Genomic DNA, 18,741 nt, shown 5'->3' with positions numbered 1-18,741 from the left:
CACGATCGGCAGCGCTGATCGGTACGTGCGCGCGGTAAGGTCGCGGCGACCAGCCCTATTGCCCGCTCATCTTCCTGCGGAATTCTTCGGCCGTGCCGATCTGCCGAAACAGGGGTCCGCCTGGCGCGAACCTGTCCGCGCTGGCCAGCGGCCCCACCACCACCGGCTCGAACCCCGCGTCGCGCACCAGCCGCGCCGCCACCTGCAGCGCCGCCTCGTCGTCACCGGCGATCGGCACGGCGATCAGGCCGCCGGGCCGGTGATGTTCATTGGCAAAGTTGGTCGCGCCCATGAAGTTGAACGCCCTCACCACGCGCGCGCCGCGCAGGTATTTCGCCGTGGTGATGCCAATGCCGTTGCGCTGCGCTTCGTCGGCAATCGCGCCGTCGCGCTGGGCGAAGGCATTGGTGGCATCCAGCACGATCTTGCCCGACCATGCCCCGGCATTCTCCTGGCTTAGCTGCGGCAAGGCGTTGTACGGGGTGGCGAGAAACAGCACGTCGGCAAAGGCGATTGCCTCGGCGACCGTTCCCGCCCGCGCCAGCGGGCCAAGGCCGTCGACCAGCGGCTTGAGCGCTTCAGGATGCCGCGACGAGAACAGGACCGGGTGCCCCGCCTTGACCCAGAGGCCGCCGATGGTGCCGCCAATGCGCCCGGAGCCGATCACGCCGATGCGCCCCGGACCCGCGTCGCTGGCGGCAGCCGGCTTCCGGGCACAGGCGCTCAACGGCGGCAAGCTCAGCGCCACCATGGCCATTGCCCCCGTTCGCAGCATGCGGCGACGTTCGGGATTGAAGACATTGGCCGGCTCTTGCATCGCGCGCTCCCAGGATGATTGCTTGCCCGCGCGGCCACCATGCGCATCTCCTGCCGCACACCGGCCGCCCAACGAACTCTAGGCGAAAAAATGGCTTGCCGGGCCATCGCGCTTGGCACTGCCTGCGCGCTGGACTAGATTAGGTAGCATTTGCGCCACGCCACGAAGTCTGCGTTACAGCCGCCCGCGCGATGCGGCGCGAGAGGGGAAAGGGGAACCCCATGGCCCACGCCCGACCCCGTTGCCAGGCTTGCATCGAGCCACAGGCTTTTCCCGCCAATCCAGACAGTCACCGACGGCGAGGAGGAATCGCCATGCTCTCGAATCTGTTACGCCGTACGCCATGCAGCTTCGCGGCCGCCTTGCTTGCGCTGGCGTGCCCGCTCGTAGCCCACGCGGCGCAGGCCTACGTATCGACCGAAGGCGGCGGTATCGCAGTCATCGACCTGGAGCGGCTCGAAGCCGTCGCCAGTCTGCCGGCGGGTGGCAAGGGCCCGCGCGGGCTGGGCGTGACCGCCGATGGCAAATACCTGCTGGCGGCCAACAAGGACACCGGCGACGTGTCGGTGATCGAACTGGCCACCGGCCAGCCGGTCCGGCGCGTGCCGATCGGTCAGAACCCGGAGTTCGTGCGCATGGCGGGCGACCAGGCCTTCGTCACGTTCGAACCGGGCGAGCGCTCCGGCCCGCCCGGCGCCGCGCCGACGCCGCCCGCAAAGGGCAAGGGCACTGACGACAAGCCGCTGCCGGCTAAAATCGCCGTGATCGACCTGAAAGACTGGCGTGTGAGCCGGACCATCCGCAGCGGGCTGGAAACCGAAGGGATCGAGTTCTCGCGCGATGGCAAGCTGCTGCTGGTCACCAACGAAGGCGACGACACCGTCACGGTCTACGAAAAAGCCAGCGGCAGGCAAGTGAAGCTGCTGCCGATGCCGGCCGGCTCGCGCCCGCGCGGGATCAAGGCAAGCCCCGACGGCGCCCGCTACGTGGTGACGCTGGAAAACACCAACGCCTTCGTGGTGCTCGACGCCACGGACTTCCGCGTGCAGCGCACCGTGCCGACGCGCACCGGTCCCTACGGCGTGGCGTTCGATCGCGCCGGCGCGCGGCTGTTCGTCGCCGCGTCGCGCGCCGACTCCCTGCAGGTGTTCGATGCGCAGACCTTCGCACTACTGACCGAGATCCCGGTCGGCAAGCGCTGCTGGCATTTCAGCTTCACGCCGGACGATGCGCGGCTGCTGGTGGCGTGCGGCCGCTCCAATGCGGTCCTGGTCTTCGACGCGCGCACCTACAAGCCGGTGAAGCAGTTCGACGGGCTGCCGCTGAGCTGGGGCATCGTGACCTTTCCGAAAAGCGTGGGTTCGATCGATTCGCCGTAAGCGGCGCGGCGTCATTTCACCGGCGCCGCCGCGGTAGGGCTGCCCGACAGGATCGACACCACGTTCTTCGCGCCAGCCTGCTCGGCAATCTCGCGTGCGGTCAGCCCACGGTCATCGCGCAACGAGGCATCGGCGCCACGTGCAATCAGCAGTTGCACGACCTCGCTCTTGTCATAGCCGGCCGCCCACATCAGTGCCGTCAGCCCATGCGCATAGCGCGCGTTGCTGTCGACGCCGGCGTCCAGCAACTGCTTCACCACCACCGTGCGACCCTCTCCCGCTGCATAGATCATGGCGGTCTTGCTGACGCGGTCGGTGGCGTTCAGTTCGGCGGCCATCCTGGTCGACGTGCGCGATGAAAAGGGCCAGATGACCCCGGGCGTCATCCACGGCGGCAAGACCGGGCACGTCTACGTGCATGATCTCCGCGATGGCCGCCTGATCCGCTATTCGCAGGCGATGATCCCGCAGGAGAACATGTGGACCCTGCCCACCCCGCAAGGCGCGCGCATGCTGCCGGGCGCAAACGGCGGCGTGGAATGGGCGCCCAACGCCGTGCAACGTACCGACACGGTGTTGCGCAACAAGGCATTTACCACAGCAGGCATAGCAATTTTTCTTAAATTTTTACGGCAATTCAGCAACAAATTCCCCCGTGATCTTATTAACCTGCCCGCTATTTTCCGTTTGCGGCCAGCCTCTTGTTGGACATTTCCTGACGGCGGCTACCTCACCGGCGCACGCGGATTGCGCGGTGTGGCGTATTGCCGGCTCGGCGCAGGCCCGTAGCGAACGCGAAGATATGCTGCTCCCCGCCAGCCCCACAAGGGCCGGCGCGGCCATTCTGATCACACGGAGACAACGAGACATGAGTGCAAGCGCAGAGCATCTGCAACGCGGCCTGGGCGAACGCCACATCCGCCTGATGGCGCTGGGTTCGGCCATCGGCGTGGGCCTGTTCCTGGGCGCCGGCAGCGCCATCAAGATGGCCGGCCCCGCCATCATGCTGGCCTACCTGATCGGCGGCGCGATGATCTTCCTGATCATGCGCGCGCTGGGCGAGATGGCCGTGCACAACCCCGTGGCCGGCTCCTTCTGCCGCTACGCGCAGGACCACATGGGCCCGCTGGCGGGCTACCTGACCGGCTGGAACTACTGGTTCCTGTGGCTGGTGACCTGCGTGGCGGAGATCACCGCGGTGGCCATCTACATGGGCATGTGGTTCCCCGACGTGCCGCGCTGGATCTGGGCGCTGGCCGCGCTGGCCGCGATGGGCTCGGTCAACCTGATGGCGGTCAAGGCCTACGGCGAGTTCGAGTTCTGGTTCGCCATGATCAAGATCGTCACCATCGTGCTGATGCTGTTCGGCGGCGGCGCGATGATCGTGTTCGGCTTCGGCAACGGCGGCGTCGCCACCGGCATCTCCAACCTGTGGGCGCATGGCGGCTTCATGCCCAATGGCGCCTCGGGCGTGCTGATGTCGCTGCAGATGGTGATGTTTGCCTACCTGGGCGTGGAGATGATCGGCCTGACCGCCGGCGAGGCGCGCAACCCGAAGAAGTCGATCCCGGACGCGATCAACTCGGTGTTCTGGCGCATCCTGATCTTCTACGTGGGCGCGCTGTTCGTGATCCTGTCGCTGTACCCGTGGAGCGAGATCGGCGCGCAGGGCAGCCCGTTCGTGCTGACCTTCGAGCGCCTGGGCATCAAGACCGCCGCCGGCATCATCAACTTCGTGGTGCTGACCGCGGCGCTGTCGTCGTGCAACGGCGGCATCTTCAGCACCGGGCGCATGCTGTACAACCTGGCGCTGCAGGGCCAGGCGCCGGCGGCCTTCGCCAGGGTAGACCGCAACGGCGTGCCGCGCCGCGCGCTGCTGGTGTCGATCGCCGCGCTGCTGTGCGGCGTGCTGCTCAACTATCTGGTGCCGGAAAAGGTGTTCGTCTGGGTGACCGCGATCTCCACCTTCGGCGCGGTCTGGACCTGGGCCATCATCCTGGTCACGCAGATCAACTTCCGCCGCGGCCTGTCGGCGGCCGAGCGCAAGGCGCTGGCCTTCCGCATGCCGTTCTGGCCGTATGGTTCATACATCGCGCTGGCGTTCCTGGCGCTGGTGGTGGCGCTGATGGCCTACTTCCCGGAAACGCGCGTGGCGCTGTACGTGGGCCCGGGCTGGCTGGTGCTGCTGACAATCTGCTACTACGCGCTGGACATGCGCTCGCGCGGGCCGGTCAGCTACCGCGCCTGAACGAGCGCGAGTGCGCGCGAGGTGCGCGTGACAGCGCACCTCGCTACAATGGCCCCGGGCAATCCATTGCCAGGGGGCCGAATGTCCGAGACGCCTGACACCTGCGCCGCACCGCGCCAACCACGCCGCCTCGCCGCCAAGGCGTGCCGGCGCGCCACTTGCTGAAATCGCCATGGATATCGCGCTGGCGCTGTCGCTGCTGACGCTGGCGATCTGGTGCGGGCTGCTGTGGCTGCGCGCCGGCTTCTGGCGCGTGCACAAGCCGGCCGCCGCACCGGCGCCGGCGCAATGGCCGGACGTGGTCGCCATCATCCCGGCCCGCGACGAGTCCGCGGTGATCGCGCGCGCGGTCGCGGGCGTGCTCGGCCAGCGCTATCCGGGGCAGCTCTCGCTGGTGGTGGTCGATGACCACAGCCAGGACGGCACCGCCGATCTCGCCCGCGCCGCTGCCGCGACGACCGCGCGTCCGCAAGCGCTTGCGGTGTCCGGCGCGCGCGAGCTGCCGCCCGGCTGGAGCGGCAAGGTCTGGGCCCAGTCCGAGGGGCTGGCCGAAGCCGACCGCATCGCTGCGCGCGCCCGCTATGTCTGGCTGACCGATGCCGACATCTGGCATGGCCCCGGCGTGCTGGCATCGCTGGTGGCGCGCGCGGAGCACGAGCGGCGCGACCTGGTCTCGCTGATGGTGCGGCTGCGCTGCGAATCGGCGTGGGAGCGGCTGGTCGTGCCCGCGTTTGTCTTTTTCTTTGCCAAGCTCTACCCGTTCGCGCGCGTGCGCGACCCGCGCTCGCGCGTGGCCGCGGCGGCGGGCGGCTGCATGCTGGCCCGGCGCGCGGCGCTGGCGCGCATCGGCGGCTTTGCCGCGATCCGCGGCGAGCTGATCGACGACTGCAGCCTGGCGGCGCGCATCAAGCCCGGCGGCGCGATCCGGCTGGACCTGGCCGACGACAGCCTGTCGCTGCGTCCCTATGACGACTGGCGCAGCCTGTGGGACATGATCGCGCGCAGCGCCTATACGCAGTTGCGCTATTCGCCGCTGCTGCTGGCGGGCGCGGTGGCCGGCATGGCCCTGACCTACCTGGCGCCGCCGCTGCTGGCGCTGGCCGGCGGCTGGCGGCTGTGGCCGGCGTGGCTGGCATGGGGCGCGATGGCGTTTGCCTACCTGCCGATGCTGCGCGAGTACCGCCAGCCGGCATGGCTGGCGCCGCTGCTGCCGGTGACGGCGCTGTTCTACCTCGGCGCCACCATCGACTCGGCGCGGCGCTACTGGCTGCGCCGCGGCGGGCAGTGGAAGGGGCGGGCACAGGCGCCGGTGCGGTCCTGAGGCGCAGCACTCACCCGCTCACCTGCCGCTCACCTGCCGCTCATTTGCCAAGATATCCCTGCGTGCGGAACCATGCCAGCGCATCGCGCAGCCCTTCGCGGTAAGCGCGCGGCGCATAGCCCAACTGCTGGCGCGCCTTGGCCGACGTGAAGAACATCCGGTAGCGCGACATATTGAGCCCGTCGACGGTAATGAGCGGCTCCTTACCGGTCACCCGCGCCGCCGCTTCCGCCGCACGCGCCAGCGGATACAGCGGCCAGCGCGGCAGTTGCATGGTGGGCGGACGCCGGCCGCACAGCTCGGCGATATCGCGCAGCATCTGCTGCAGCATCACGTCGTCACCGCCCAGGATGTAGCGCTCGCCGGTGCGGCCGCGCTCCAGTGCCAGGAAATGGCCCTCGGCGACGTCGTCCACATGCGCCAGGTTCAGCCCGGTATCTACGAAGGCCGGGATCTTGCCGGTCGCCGCCTCGACGATGATGCGGCCGGTCGGCGTGGGCCGGACGTCGCGCGGCCCGATCGGCGTCGACGGGTTGACGATCACCGCGGGCAGGCCATGCTCGGCCACCAGCCGTTCGACCACGCGTTCGGCCAGCACCTTGCTGCGCTTGTAGGCGCCGATGGCCTCGTGCGGGTGCATCGGCGCGGTCTCGTCCACCGGCGCCTGCGCGCCGGCGACGCGCAGCGTGGCAACGCTGCTGGTATAGACCACGCGCTCGACGCCGGCGCGCTGCGCGGCTTCCATTACCGCCAGCGTGCCATCGACGTTGGTGCGCACGATCTCCTCCGGATCGGGCGCCCACAGCCGGTAATCGGCGGCAACGTGGAACAGGTAGCGCACGCCCTGCAGCGCGGCGGCCACGGCGGCGGCGTCGCGCATGTCGCCCTCGGCCACCGTCACCGGCAGGCCGGCCAGGTTGGTGCGCGGGCTCTGCGGGCGCACCAGCACGCGCACGCTGAAACCCTGCGCCAGGGCCTGCCGCACTATCGCCGACCCGAGGAAACCCGAGGCTCCTGTCACCAGCACGTCATCGTTTCTCGTCATAAAGCCGTTTTCCCGGTGTGGTACAAGCGCCGCAAAGGCGGCGGGCCGCGCTCGCCGTCCGGCCCGCCGGGTCGCGGGGCTGCCAGACAAAGCGCGCGTGTCGGGTATATAGTAACCATCGTGCGACGGAAATGTGATCCTGATGAATCTCCGGTGCGGCGCCGGCCTGTGGATCGCAAATCCGGCCATCCCAATTGCTGAAACCCGTTGCAAAGGGTCTGGGGGTCTACTTTATGCAGGTGATTCTGGCTCAGCCCCGCGGCTTCTGTGCCGGCGTGGTGCGCGCGATCGAGATCGTCGACCGCGCCCTCGTCAAGCACGGCGCGCCGGTGTTCGTGCGGCATGAGATTGTGCATAACAAGCACGTAGTAGAGGGGTTGAAAGAAAAAGGCGCGCGTTTTGTCGAAGAACTCGACGAAGTTCCGACCGGCGCCGTGACCATCTTCAGCGCGCACGGCGTTTCCCGCGCGGTCGTCGCCGATGCCAGCCAGCGCCAGCTGCATGCCATCGACGCCACCTGCCCGCTGGTGATCAAGGTCCATACCCAGGGCCGCCAGTACGCTGCCAGCGGCCGCACCGTGATCCTGATCGGCCATGCCGGCCATCCCGAGGTGGAAGGCACCATGGGCCAGATCCCGGGCAAGGTGATCCTGGTGCAGAACGAGGCCGAGGTCGAGCAGCTGGACCTGCCGCCCGAAACGCCGGTGGCCTACGTCACGCAGACCACGCTGAGCGTTGACGACACCCGCAATATCATCGCCGCGCTGGCCCGCCGCTTCAGCAACCTGGTCGGCCCCGATACGCGCGACATCTGCTACGCCACGCAAAACCGCCAGAGCGCCGTGCGCGACCTGTGCAAGCTGGCCGACGTCATCCTGGTGATCGGCGCGACCAACAGCTCCAACTCCAACCGCCTGCGCGAGATCGGCACCGAAAGCGGCGTGCCCAGCTACCTGATCGCCGACGGCAGCGAGCTGGACCCGGCCTGGGTGCGCGACGCCAACGTGGTCGGCATCACCGCCGGCGCCTCGGCGCCCGAGGAAATGGTCGAGGACGTGATCGCCGCGTTGCGCAAGCTGGGCCCGGTCGAGGTCACCACCATGGCAGGGCGCGAGGAGCATGCCGAATTCCGCCTGCCCGCCGAACTGGCCGAGGTCAGGCCATCCGCCGTGCCGCGCAAGGCTGGCAAGGCCGCCGCGCGCGCCGAAGCCGACACCGCGCCTGCCGCTGCCGGCACCAGCGAGAATATCGCCGGCTGAACCCAACCAGAGGAAGCTGCCTTGGCCATCCCGCTCCTGCAGGTTGCCCGCGTGGGCGCCTACATCGTCGGCAAGCATCTGTCGCGGCAAAAACGGTATCCGCTCGCGCTGATGCTAGAGCCGCTGTTCCGCTGCAACCTGGCCTGCTCGGGCTGCGGCAAGATCGACTACCCCGATCCCATCCTGAACCAGCGCCTGTCGGTGCAGGAATGCCTGGACGCGGTCGACGAATGCGGCGCGCCGGTGGTCTCGATCGCCGGCGGCGAACCGCTGTTGCACAAGGACATGCCGGAGATCGTGCAGGGCATCATCGCCCGGCGCCGCTTTGTATACCTGTGCACCAACGCGCTGCTGATGGAGAAGAAGCTGGACCAGTACCAGCCCAGCCCTTATTTCATCTGGTCGGTGCACCTGGACGGCGACCGCGAGATGCACGACCGCTCGGTGTGCCAGGAAGGCGTCTACGACCGCGCGGTGGCGGCGATCAGGCAGGCCAAGGAACGCGGCTTCCGCGTCAATATCAACTGCACGCTGTTCAACGATGCCGAGCCCGAGCGCGTGGCCAGTTTCTTCGACTCGGTCAAGGCGCTGGGGGTGGACGGCATCACCGTGTCGCCGGGCTATGCCTATGAGCGCGCGCCCGACCAGCAGCATTTCCTGAACCGCGGCAAGACCCGGCAGCTGTTCCGCGACATCCTCGGCCGCGGCCGCGCGGGCAAGAACTGGGCCTTCAGCCAGTCGACGCTGTTCCTGGACTTCCTGGCGGGCAACCAGACTTACCATTGCACGCCGTGGGGCAACCCGGCGCGCACGGTGTTCGGCTGGCAGCGGCCGTGCTACCTGGTCGGCGAGGGCTATGCCAAGACCTTCCGCGAGCTGATGGACGAGACCGACTGGGACGCCTACGGCACCGGCAACTACGAGAAGTGCGCCGACTGCATGGTGCACAGCGGCTACGAGGCCACCGCGGTGGCGGATACCTTCGCCCACCCGCTCAAGGCGCTGGGCGTGAGCCTGCGCGGGGTGCGCACCAGCGGGCCGATGGCGCCCGATATTGCGCTGGACCGGCAGCGGCCGGCGGAATACGTATTCTCGCGCCACGTCGAGATCAAGCTCGAGGAAATCCAGCGCGCGAAGCCGCCCGCCAATCAGGGCCGGCAGGCGGCCAAGGCCGAAGGCGCCGCCACGCACTGATCCCGGAACCGTGCCATGCTCGCCGCCAGCCTGACCGGCGCTGCGCTGACCTGCGTGTCGGCGGGCTTGCGCTGGCCGCGGCGTCGGTGGCGCGCCGTCGAAGCGCGCGCGCCGGCTGCCGTCATTGCGCGTGGGCCTGCACGTGGTATTGGCTGACGGGCCCGCCACGCTGCCGCGGGCGCGGATCCCGGCGCTGGTCGATGCGCAGGGCCGCTTCGGCTCGGCCATGGCGCCGGACGGCTGCCGCTTCTTCTTCCTGCCGCATGTGCGGCGCCAGCTGGCCGCCGAGATCCGCGCGCAGTTCGACGCCTTCGCCGCGACCGGGCTGCCGCTGGACCATGTCAACACGCACAAGCATTTCCACCTGCACCCGACCGTGCTGGCCCTGATCCTGCAACCGCCGCCACAACGAACTGGTGAGCGCCGTGTTGTGGCAGCTCGCGGGGCTGGTCACCGGCACGCTGGAAGTGTGGTTTGCGCTGATGCTGCTGGGCCACCCGGTGCCGTTCTGGCATGCGCTGGCGATCGAGGCGCTGACGCAGGCCGCGCGCAACGTCGCGTTCTTCGTGCCAGTGGGGCTCGGCGTGCAGGAAGCGGTGGTGATGCTGCTGGGGCAGGCGCTGGGGATGGATGCGCAGGTCGGCTGGCGCTGGCGCTGGTCAAGCGCGCGCGCGAGGTGCTGTTCGGCGTGCCGGCGCTGCTGTCGTGGCAGTGGGTGGAGCTGCGGCGCTGGCGCCGCAGCCGCGCGCGCGAGGCGGGAAAAGCCTAGTCGGCGTTCTGCCGGGCGTTGTGCGTGGTCAGGTAGCTCACCAGTCCGTCCACGCCGCCGCGCGCGACGATATCGGCGAACTGCTTGCGATACACCTCGATCAGCCACGCGCCCATCATGTTGATGTCATAGATGCGCCAGCCGGCGGCGGTGCGCTGCAGCCGGTAGTCGATCTGCATCTCGTCGGCATTGTTGATCACGCGCGTCTGCACCACCACGTCGGAGGCGTCGCTGCCGGCTTTGGACGGCTGGTAGCGGAACTTGACGTTCTGCTCGCGCAGCTGCGCCAGCGATACGGCGTAGCTGCGCACCAGCAGCGTCTCGAACTGCTCGTAGAGCTGCTTCTGCTGCTCGGGCGTCGCGCTGCGCCAGGCGCTGCCGACCGCCAGCCGCGTGGTGCGCCGGAAATCGGCATAAGGCAGGAATTGCTTGCGCACGACCGCGGTGATCTTGGCGAGATCGCCGGCGCGCGTGTCGGGGTTGGACTGGATCGTGCCGACCACGCCTTCGACCGCCGTCTGCACCAGCTTCTCGGGGCTGGCGCCGGGCTGGACCGCCTGGGCGTGCGCCGTTGCAACCATGACCACCGCCGCAAGCGGCACCAGGGGGAGCAAACCGTAACTCTTCATGATCTCGTGCAGGAAGGACAGGGTGGCCGCGCGTGTGGCGCATGGCTGTCAGGCGCGGTTGGCAAGTGTGCGGCCAGTATAAGCGGAACACTCCTGCGCTGCTCCGCCCCGTATGCCGCATATGCCACGCCGCCAGCCGATATACTCGCGGTTCGTGCTCCTTCCGGATCCGCCCATGCTGACTACGCTGCTGACACGCATCGTCCGGCTCGCCACGGCCTGGCCCTGGCGGGTCATCATGCTGGCGGCATTGCTGAGCGCTGCGAGCGGCGTCTACGTCGCGCACAACTTCGCGATCAACACCGACATCGGCCGCCTGCTCGAATCGGACGCGCCGTGGGCACAGCGCAATGCCGCCATCAATGCCGCCTTCCCGCAGCGCGGCCAGCTGCTCCTGGCGGTGGTCCAGGCGCCAGCCGCGGAGCTGGCAGATGCCGCCGCCGATGCGCTGGCCGAGGCATTGCGCCGCCAGCCGGCGCGCTTCACCGCCGTCGTCCAGCCTGGCGGGGGAGCGTTCTTCGCGCGCAACGGGCTGCTGTTCGCCAGTTCCGACGAAGTCCGCCAGCTGTCGCAGCAACTCGTGCAGGCGCGCCCGCTGGTCAGCGCGCTGGCGCACGACCCCACGCTGCGTGGCCTCTCCGATACGCTCACCACCACGCTGACGCTGCCGTTGCAGTTGGGCCAGGTCAAGCTTGGCGACATGGCCAAGCTGCTCGGCAGCAGCGCACAGGCACTGGACCAGGTGCTGGCCGGCAGGCCCGCGGCGCTGTCGTGGGCCGGACTGGTCGAAGACAGCCTCAAGCCCGGCCCCGGCGGCCATGCCTACAGCTACGTCGCCGTGAGCCCGGTGCTCGACTACAGCGACCTGCAGGCCGGCGCCGCGGCCTCGCGCGCGATCCGGCAGGCGGCCGCCGACCTGCAGCTGGCGCAGCGCTACCAGGCGACGGTGCGGCTGACCGGCCCGCAGGCGCTCGCCGACGATGAATTTGCCTCGGTCAGCGACGGCGCCGCGCTCAACGGCGTGCTGACCGTACTGGTGGTGGTGCTGATCCTGTGGCTGGCGCTGCGTTCGGCGCGGCTGATCGTGGCCGTGCTGGCAAGCCTGTTCGCCGGGCTGGTGATCACTGCGGCGCTGGGACTGGCCATGGTGGGCGCGCTGAACATGATCTCGGTGGCGTTCGCGGTGCTGTTCGTCGGCCTCGGCGTGGACTTCGGCATCCAGTTCGGGGTGCGCTACCGCGCCGAGCGCCATGACCGCGACCACGCGGTCGAGGCGCTGGGAATGGCCGCGCACGCGGTCGGCGCGCCGCTTGCGCTGGCCGCGGCCGCGACCGCGGCGGCGTTCTTCTGCTTCCTGCCGACCGATTACCGCGGCGTGGCCGAGCTGGGCCTGATCGCCGGCGTCGGCATGATGATCGCGTTCGCCACCACCTTCACGCTGCTGCCGGCGCTGGTCTGCGTGCTGCGGCCCGGCGGCGAAGCCGAGGCGCCCGGCTTTGCCTGGCTGGCGCCGGCGGACCTGTTCTTCGAGCGCTACCGCAAGCCGGTGCTGCTGGTGACGCTGCTGGCCATCCTCGCCGGCGCGCCGCTGCTGCCGGGCCTGCGTTTCGATTTCGATCCGCTGCACCTGAAGGACCCGCAGTCCGAATCGATGGCGACGCTGCTGGCGCTGAAGGACGCGCCGCAGGCCGGCACCGAAAACGTGAGCGTGCTGGCGCCGTCGCTGCAGGCGGCGCGCGACAGCGCCGCCCGGCTCGCGGCCCTGCCCGAGGTGGCGCGCGCTGTCACGCTGCAGAGCTTTATCCCGGAAGACCAGCCGCCCAAGCTGCAGGCGATCGCGCAGGCGTCGGCCGCGCTGATGCCGGCGCTCACGCAGCCCACCGCCACGCCCGCGAACGACACCGCCCGCGTCAATGCGCTGCGCAACGCGGCGCGCCAGCTCGCCATCGCCGCCGACGAGCATCCCGGCCCCGGCGCGGCCGAAGCCGCGCACCTGTCGGCCACGCTGAAGAAACTCGCCGGCGCCAACGCGGCCACGCGCGACCGCGCCGAGCGCGCGATCGCGCTGCCGCTGCAGCTGGCGCTGGCCCGGCTCAGGCTCGCGCTCAGCCCGCGCCCGGTCAGCCGCGAGACACTGCCGCCTGAACTGGTGCGCGACTGGGTCACGCCCGATGGCCGCGCGCTGGTCAGCATCAGCCCGAAGTTGCCGCCGGCCGGCAGCGCGCAGCGAGAGGCCGCGCTGGACCGCTTTATCGCCGCGGTGCAGCGCGCCGAGCCTGCCGCCACCGGCGGGCCCATCGCCGTGCGCGGCTCGGCCAACACCATCATGACGGCATTCGGGCAGGCCGGCGCCTGGGCGGTGCTGTCGATCACGCTGCTGCTGTGGATCACGCTGCGCCGCTTCGGCGACGTGCTGCGCACGCTGGTGCCGCTGCTGGTGTCGGCCATCGTCACGCTGGAGCTGTGCGTGCTGTTCGGCATTGCGCTGAACTTTGCCAACGTGATCGCGCTGCCGCTGCTGCTGGGCATCGGCGTGGCCTTCAAGATCTATTACGTGATCGCCTGGCGGCACGGCAAGACCAAGCTGCTGCAATCGAGCCTGACGCATGCGGTGCTGTACAGCGCCGCCACCACCGCCACCGCCTTCGGCAGCCTGTGGCTGTCGCACCATCCCGGCACCGCCAGCATGGGCAAGCTGCTGGCGCTGGCACTGGTATGCACGCTGGTGGGCGCGGTGTTCTTCCAGCCGATCCTGATGGGCCGCCCGCGCGAAGAGGCGCAGCCCGGCCACGACAAAACCGCCGCGCCTTCGCCCTGAGCCGTCCCGACTTCCCGCACCTTTTTCGTACGATGCCTTTCCGCACCCGCCCGCGCGCGCCTGCCATTTCCCTTGCCGCCATCGCCGCCGCGGCCCTGCTCGCCGGCTGCGCCACCGGCCCGCAGGCCAACCCCGACGATCCGCTCGAACCGATGAACCGCGCCGTGTTCAAGGTCAACGACAAGCTCGACCAGTACGTGGCCAAGCCGGTCGCGCAGGGCTACAAGGCGGTCACGCCGGAGCCCGTTCGCACCGCCGTCACCAACTTCTTCTCGAATCTCGCCGACGTCGGCAACTTTGCCAACAACCTGCTGCAGGGCAAGGGCGTGGCGGCGGCCGAAAGCTTTATGCGGGTCGCGGTCAATTCCGTGCTCGGGCTGGGCGGGCTGATCGATATCGCCACGCCGGCCGGGCTGGAAAAGCGTTCGCAGGATTTCGGCCTGACGCTGGGCACGTGGGGCGTGCCGTCGGGGCCCTACCTGGTGCTGCCATTGTTCGGTCCGAGTTCATTCCGCGACGGCGTGGGCCTGTATGTGAATTTCCAGTTCGATCCCATCACCTATGCCGAACCGGCGGTACGGAATTCGCTGTTTGCCGCCAACGTGGTCGACGTGCGCACCAACCTGCTGGGCGCGACCGACCTGCTGTCGCTGGCGGCGCTGGACAAGTATGCGTTCGTGCGTGACGCGTACCTGCAGCGCAGGCGCTACCTGCTGGGGGAAAACACGGCGCTGCCCGACTATGGCGACGAGGACGACCTGGACAACGCGGACAACGCGAGCGGCAAGGGCGACAACCAGGACAACAAGGACAGCAAGGACAGCAAGCCTGCCGCGCCGGCCGCTGCGCCGACGCCGACGCAGCCGGTGGCGCCGCGCTGAGGCGGCGCCTGCGCCCGGATCAGCTGCCGATACCGAGCAGCACCACCTCGAACGTCAGCGTCGCGTTCGGCGGAATCGTGCCCGGCACGCCGCGCGCGCCATAGGCGGTCGAGGCCGGGCAGGTCAATTTGGCCTTGCCGCCCACCTGCATCGCCTGCACGCCTTCGGTCCAGCACGGGATCACGCGGTTGAGCGGGAACGAAATCGGCTGGCCGCGCTTGTACGAGCTGTCGAACTCGGTGCCGTCGGCGAGCGTGCCGCGGTAGTGGACCTGTACCGTGTCGGTGTCCTTGGGCGAGGCGCCGGTGCCCTTGACCAGGTGCTGGATGGTCATGCCCGAAGGCAGCGCCTGCGGCGCCGCGGGGGCGGCGGGGGCGGCCGGGGTGGATGCAGCCGGCCCCGCGGCCATGGCAGAGGCAGCGGCGCAGGCCAGAGTCAGGGATCCGACAAAAAGCGCGAGAGTTTTCATGGGAAAGGCCATCGTGTTGTCGTGATTGGGATGCGGCAGTGTAACTTAGGCGGGCATCCCCTCGGCGTGCCAGCGCCCGATGGAGCACAGGCGGGTTGCGCCATGCGGCGTATGCGGCGTATGCGCGGGATTGCGACACAGGGCCCGTTGCATGCCCCGTTTTGCGGTCTACGATGATTCTGACAGTCCCGGCGCGGCCGGGCCGCACGGAGGATGCCATGGCATTGACGGACTCAAGGGATCTCGCGGTCACCACCCAAAACGCCCGCTCGGTCGAGCTGTACGAGACGGCATTGCGACTGCTGAACGGCTACTACGGCGACCCGCTCGGCGTCATCGACGCCGCGCTCGACGCCGATCCCGGCTTCGCCATGGGCCATGCCTTGCGCGCCGGCCTGATGCTGACCGCCGGCGACGGCACCGCCGAGCCCATGCTGCGCGACAGCGTGGAAGCCGGCGAGGCGCTGGGCGGGCTGAACGAGCGCGAGCAGCGCCACCTGGCCGCGGCGCGCGCGTGGCTGGACGGCGAGTTTGAGCGCTCGCTGCGGCTGTACGGCGATATCGTGGTCGACTATCCGCGCGACCTGCTGGCGATCCAGGTGGCGCACCTGGGCGACTTCCTGCTGGGGCAGTCGTCGATGCTGCGCGACCGCATCTCGCAGGTGCTCCCGCACTGGGACGAAGGCATGCCGGGCTACGGCTACCTGCTCGGCATGCATGCGTTCGGGCTGGAAGAAACCCAGCTCTACGGCCGCGCCGAGGAAAGCGGCCGGCGCGCGCTGGAACTGAACCCGCTCGACCCGTGGGCGGTGCACGCGGTGGCGCACGTGATGGAGATGCAGGGGCGGCTCGACGACGGCATCGCCTGGCTGAATGCACGCCGCGACGACTGGTCCGAGGACAACATGCTGGCCGTGCACAACTGGTGGCACCTGGCATTGTTCCAGCTCGAAGCGGGCAACACCGACGACGTGCTGGCACTGTACGACCACGAGATCAGCCGCCCGGCGCCGGCGATCGCGCTGGACCTGGTGGATGCCTCCGCGCTGCTGTGGCGGCTGCGCCTGCGTGGCGTCGACGTAGGCACGCGCTGGCAGCCCGTGGCGGACGACTGGCTGGGCCGCGGCGCGGCCGGATACTACGCCTTCAACGACGTCCACGCCGTGATGGCGAGCCTGGGCGCGCACCGGCCGGCGGCCGTCGACCAGTTGCGGGCCGCGCTCGAGCGCGCCGCGCTGGGCAACGGCACCAACGCCATGATGGCGCGTGACGTGGGACTCCCCGTTGCCGATGCGCTGATCGCGTTCGAGCAGGGCGACTACACCGGGGCGATCGACCTGCTGCTGCCGGTGCGGCTGATCGCCCATCGCTTCGGCGGCAGCCATGCGCAGCGCGACGTGATCGGCCTGACGCTGCTCGAGTCGGCACTGCGTGCCGGCCGCCGCAACCTGGCGATTGCGCTGACGGCCGAGCGTGCCGCGCTCAGGCCCGTGAGCCCGAGCCTGCACCGGCTGGTGCAGCGCGCGGACAGCTGCCGGCCATGATGTGGCCCCATAAAGCGGACCCGCGAGGCGGCCCAGCGCCGCCTATACTGCACCTGACCGCACCCGAGCGCCCCCGACCCAGCACCTGACCGGAGACCGCCCCATGCCGAACCGCTTCCGCTCGCTGATGCTCGCCGCCAGCGCCACGCTGGCGCTGGCCGCTGTACCCGCCCTGGCCCACCACGGCTGGTCGACCTACGACGAGACCAAGCCCCTGACGCTGACCGGCAAGATCGTCGAGAGCCACTACGAGAACCCGCACGCGCATATCCGCATCGATGCGGGCGGCAAGCGCTGGCTGGCGATCCTTGCGCCGGTGTCGCGCATGGAAGCGCGCGGCGCCACCGCCGACAAGGTCGCCGTGGGCCGCGAGGTCACGCTGGTCGGCTACGCCAGCAAGGACAAGGCCGACGAGCTGCGCGCCGAGCGCATCACCGTGGACGGCAAGACCGTCGAGCTGCGCTGAGCCGCCACGCGCGCCATGGCGGCACTGCTGGCGCAATGGAGCGAATGGGCCGCCGGGCTGGCACGGCTGCCGTTCGCTGCCGCGTTGCGCTCCTCCCCGTGGGCCTACCCGGCGGTGGAAATCGTCCATCTCGCCGGCATGGCGCTGCTGTTCGGCTCCATCGTCGTGGTTGACATGCGCCTGGCCGGGCTCGGGCGCCGGCTGCCGGTCAGCCTGCTGCTGCGCCATGCACTGCCGTTCACGGTAGCGGCCTTTATCGCCGTCGCCGCCAGCGGCGTGCTGCTGTTCATGGCGCACGCGGACGAACTGGCCACCAATCCCGCCTTCCTCGCCAAGCTGTTCCTGGTCGCGCTGGCGCTACTCAACGTCGCGTGGTTCCACACCGTGCCCTACCGGCGGCTGCATGACAGCCGGCTCGGCTGGGACGTTGAGCGCGCGCCGCCGGCCGGCGCGCGCATCAGTGCCATCGTGTCGGTGGTGATGTGGGTGCTGGTGATCTGTGCCGGACGCCTGATCGCCTACGTCTGAGGGGACGCACCGCGCGCCGGCTGAATCAGCTCATTGCGGGCGACAGCGTGCCCAGAGCCGCGACCAGCGCCAGCACCGCCGTGCCCGCAGCCGCTTCCAGCGCCACGCTGCGCCGCAGCGCGCGCGCCGCCATGGCGGCCTGGCCCGTGCGCAAGGCCTGCGCCAGCCGCGGTGCGTGGCGGAAGCGGTTGGCCGCGGCCAGCGCCAGCATCGCCATGAACAACGCGAGCTTGGCGGCCAGCAAGCCACCGTATGCGGTGGCCGAGAAGTCCGGCAGCGCGGCACCGACGATGAAGCCGTAGTTCAGTACGCCGGTCAGCACCAGCGTGACGACAATGCCGGTGCCGAGTCGGGCGAAGCCGTTGGCCGTGCGGCTGAGCAGCGACAGCGCGGCGGGATCGGATCCGGGCCGTGCCCGCGACAGCAGCACGAAGGCGGCCAGCGCACCGGCCCACGCACCCGCGGCAAGCAAGTGCGCCGCATCGGCGGCCAGGTGCACGTAATGGCCAATCCCCTCGCTCATCGCGCCGTGGCCGGCCCAGGGCTGCGCTGCCAGCGCCACCGCCGACAGCGTCGCCAGCGATACGGCCTGCGCCACGGGCCGCGCGCGCAGCACCAGCACGGCGGGCAGGCACAGCACCAGCGCTGCCACGCGCACCGACCAGGCGAGGCCGTACGCCGTGCCGGTCAGGATCATGGCGAAGACCTCGCGGTCCAATGCGGCATACGACGCCGCGCCGCTCATCGTCCTGGCCATCACCACCAGCCCGGCCAGCGACAGCACGATGCCGGCCAGTGCGCAACCGAGCGCAATGACACGGCACTGCGTGGCGAAGCGCGCACCGTGTTCATCGCGCCGCAGCGCAGCCAGGCAGAACAGCGGCAGGCCGAACGCCAGGCCCAGGACGACATAGAGCGCCAGGCGCAGCACCACGGCGAGCCAGTCCATCGCTCGCGATCACTTGACGGTGAAGGAGAAATTGCCGGTGACGGGATGCGTGTCGGCCGACACGGCGCGCCATTCGACACGGTAGCTGCCCGCGGGCAGCGGCTGCGCCGGCGTGATCACCATGGCCTTGGGGTCGCTGCTGGCGGACACCCTGGCTGCCATCTTCATCGGCGCATGGCTGGCCATGCCGGGCATGCCGGTCATCACCAGGTTGGCGCCGGAAAACTGCGTAACGAGGTCTTCCGAGAAGGTCAGCTCGATCTTCTGCGGCGCGGCCACCTCGGCCTTGTCGGCGGGCGAGGACGTGACCAGCCTGGGATGCGCAAGGGCTGCGCTGCTGGCCAGCGCGGCGGCCGCGGCGGCAATGGTGGCGATCAGGGGGCGCTTGATTCGCATGGCTGTGCTCCGTATTGGTAGTAAGAAAG

16 protein-coding genes and 4 pseudogenes are annotated in these 18,741 nt (G+C 69.6%); 13 read left to right on the top strand and 7 right to left on the bottom strand.

Features of this window, described 5'->3' with window-relative positions; all coding sequences use genetic code 11:
* Positions 1-55: 55 nt before the first annotated feature.
* Complete coding sequence (locus tag ACAD63_RS23545; RefSeq protein ID WP_133095856.1) at positions 56-817, bottom strand: NADPH-dependent F420 reductase; 762 nt, start codon at positions 815-817, stop codon at positions 56-58.
* Positions 818-1,131: 314 nt separating this feature from the next.
* Here ACAD63_RS23545 and ACAD63_RS23540 point away from each other — a divergent pair, with 314 nt between their 5' ends.
* Positions 1,132-2,196, top strand: a complete 1,065-nt coding sequence (locus tag ACAD63_RS23540; protein WP_434034430.1) for a beta-propeller fold lactonase family protein — start codon at positions 1,132-1,134, stop codon at positions 2,194-2,196.
* Positions 2,197-2,207: 11 nt separating this feature from the next.
* Here the strand turns inward: ACAD63_RS23540 and ACAD63_RS23535 are convergent.
* Positions 2,208-2,528: pseudogene (locus ACAD63_RS23535) on the bottom strand (ankyrin repeat domain-containing protein); the annotation flags it as partial.
* On the opposite strand from ACAD63_RS23535, the pseudogene ACAD63_RS23530 reads away from it, so the two are divergent.
* The 3 genes and pseudogenes from ACAD63_RS23530 to ACAD63_RS23520 form a co-directional block, all read left to right on the top strand.
* Positions 2,524-2,751 (top strand): annotated as a pseudogene (locus tag ACAD63_RS23530) (quinonprotein alcohol dehydrogenase); the annotation flags it as partial. The pseudogenes ACAD63_RS23535 and ACAD63_RS23530 overlap by 5 nt on opposite strands.
* Before the next feature lie 313 nt (positions 2,752-3,064).
* Positions 3,065-4,444 (top strand): amino acid permease, encoded by a 1,380-nt coding sequence (locus tag ACAD63_RS23525; RefSeq protein ID WP_135703150.1) that lies wholly within the window; start codon positions 3,065-3,067, stop codon positions 4,442-4,444.
* 172 nt (positions 4,445-4,616) lie between these two features.
* Positions 4,617-5,765: a glycosyltransferase gene (locus tag ACAD63_RS23520; RefSeq protein ID WP_195429983.1), complete on the top strand. Its 1,149-nt coding sequence runs from the start codon at positions 4,617-4,619 to the stop codon at positions 5,763-5,765.
* A 40-nt stretch (positions 5,766-5,805) separates the two neighbouring features.
* Here ACAD63_RS23520 and hpnA read toward each other — a convergent pair whose 3' ends face one another.
* Positions 5,806-6,810 carry a hopanoid-associated sugar epimerase gene (gene hpnA, locus ACAD63_RS23515; protein WP_133095860.1) on the bottom strand — a complete coding sequence of 335 codons (1,005 nt, stop codon included), beginning with the start codon at positions 6,808-6,810 and terminating at the stop codon, positions 5,806-5,808.
* A 233-nt stretch (positions 6,811-7,043) separates the two neighbouring features.
* Between hpnA and ispH the strand changes: the two genes are divergently transcribed.
* The 4 genes and pseudogenes from ispH to ACAD63_RS23495 form a co-directional block, all read left to right on the top strand.
* Positions 7,044-8,069, top strand: a complete 1,026-nt coding sequence (gene ispH / locus ACAD63_RS23510; RefSeq protein WP_195429987.1) for a 4-hydroxy-3-methylbut-2-enyl diphosphate reductase — start codon at positions 7,044-7,046, stop codon at positions 8,067-8,069.
* A gap of 21 nt (positions 8,070-8,090) precedes the next feature.
* Positions 8,091-9,263, top strand: a complete 1,173-nt coding sequence (hpnH, locus tag ACAD63_RS23505; protein WP_133095862.1) for an adenosyl-hopene transferase HpnH — start codon at positions 8,091-8,093, stop codon at positions 9,261-9,263.
* 100 nt (positions 9,264-9,363) lie between these two features.
* Positions 9,364-9,660 (top strand): annotated as a pseudogene (locus ACAD63_RS23500) (ChbG/HpnK family deacetylase); the annotation flags it as partial.
* Positions 9,661-9,676: 16 nt separating this feature from the next.
* Positions 9,677-10,032: pseudogene (locus ACAD63_RS23495) on the top strand (hypothetical protein); the annotation flags it as partial.
* Here the strand turns inward: ACAD63_RS23495 and ACAD63_RS23490 are convergent.
* Complete coding sequence (locus tag ACAD63_RS23490) at positions 10,029-10,661, bottom strand: MlaC/ttg2D family ABC transporter substrate-binding protein (protein WP_135703154.1); 633 nt, start codon at positions 10,659-10,661, stop codon at positions 10,029-10,031. The pseudogene ACAD63_RS23495 and the gene ACAD63_RS23490 overlap by 4 nt on opposite strands.
* Positions 10,662-10,836: 175 nt before the next feature.
* On the opposite strand from ACAD63_RS23490, the gene ACAD63_RS23485 reads away from it, so the two are divergent.
* Both ACAD63_RS23485 and ACAD63_RS23480 read left to right on the top strand, forming a co-directional pair.
* Entirely contained in the window at positions 10,837-13,479 is a 2,643-nt protein-coding gene (locus ACAD63_RS23485) for an MMPL family transporter (protein ID WP_135703155.1), read from the top strand.
* Between the two features lie 32 nt (positions 13,480-13,511).
* The gene (locus tag ACAD63_RS23480) at positions 13,512-14,360 is read left to right on the top strand and encodes an MlaA family lipoprotein (RefSeq protein WP_135703156.1); all 849 of its coding nucleotides are present in this window, start codon (positions 13,512-13,514) and stop codon (positions 14,358-14,360) included.
* Positions 14,361-14,379: 19 nt separating this feature from the next.
* On the opposite strand, the gene ACAD63_RS23475 is transcribed toward ACAD63_RS23480, so the two are convergent.
* Positions 14,380-14,829: an FKBP-type peptidyl-prolyl cis-trans isomerase gene (locus tag ACAD63_RS23475; RefSeq protein ID WP_133095866.1), complete on the bottom strand. Its 450-nt coding sequence runs from the start codon at positions 14,827-14,829 to the stop codon at positions 14,380-14,382.
* Positions 14,830-15,047: 218 nt separating this feature from the next.
* Here ACAD63_RS23475 and ACAD63_RS23470 point away from each other — a divergent pair, with 218 nt between their 5' ends.
* From ACAD63_RS23470 to ACAD63_RS23460, 3 genes are all read left to right on the top strand, one after another.
* Positions 15,048-16,373 carry a tetratricopeptide repeat protein gene (locus tag ACAD63_RS23470; protein ID WP_434034429.1) on the top strand — a complete coding sequence of 442 codons (1,326 nt, stop codon included), beginning with the start codon at positions 15,048-15,050 and terminating at the stop codon, positions 16,371-16,373.
* A gap of 103 nt (positions 16,374-16,476) precedes the next feature.
* Positions 16,477-16,839, top strand: coding sequence for a DUF6152 family protein (locus tag ACAD63_RS23465; protein ID WP_133095868.1), 363 nt, complete (start codon positions 16,477-16,479; stop codon positions 16,837-16,839).
* Between the two features lie 15 nt (positions 16,840-16,854).
* Positions 16,855-17,367, top strand: a complete 513-nt coding sequence (locus ACAD63_RS23460; RefSeq protein ID WP_434034428.1) for a DUF6644 family protein — start codon at positions 16,855-16,857, stop codon at positions 17,365-17,367.
* A 25-nt stretch (positions 17,368-17,392) separates the two neighbouring features.
* On the opposite strand, the gene copD is transcribed toward ACAD63_RS23460, so the two are convergent.
* Positions 17,393-18,316, bottom strand: coding sequence for a copper homeostasis membrane protein CopD (gene copD, locus ACAD63_RS23455; RefSeq protein WP_135703158.1), 924 nt, complete (start codon positions 18,314-18,316; stop codon positions 17,393-17,395).
* Positions 18,317-18,325: 9 nt separating this feature from the next.
* Positions 18,326-18,712 (bottom strand): copper homeostasis periplasmic binding protein CopC, encoded by a 387-nt coding sequence (gene copC, locus ACAD63_RS23450; RefSeq protein WP_209755821.1) that lies wholly within the window; start codon positions 18,710-18,712, stop codon positions 18,326-18,328.
* Positions 18,713-18,741 lie beyond the last annotated feature (29 nt).

Source organism: Cupriavidus sp. a3, assembly GCF_051015765.1.
Classification (GTDB): domain Bacteria; phylum Pseudomonadota; class Gammaproteobacteria; order Burkholderiales; family Burkholderiaceae; genus Cupriavidus; species Cupriavidus oxalaticus_A.
Note: the sequence above shows the minus strand (reverse complement) of the source record. Positions and strands in the feature narration are given on the sequence as shown.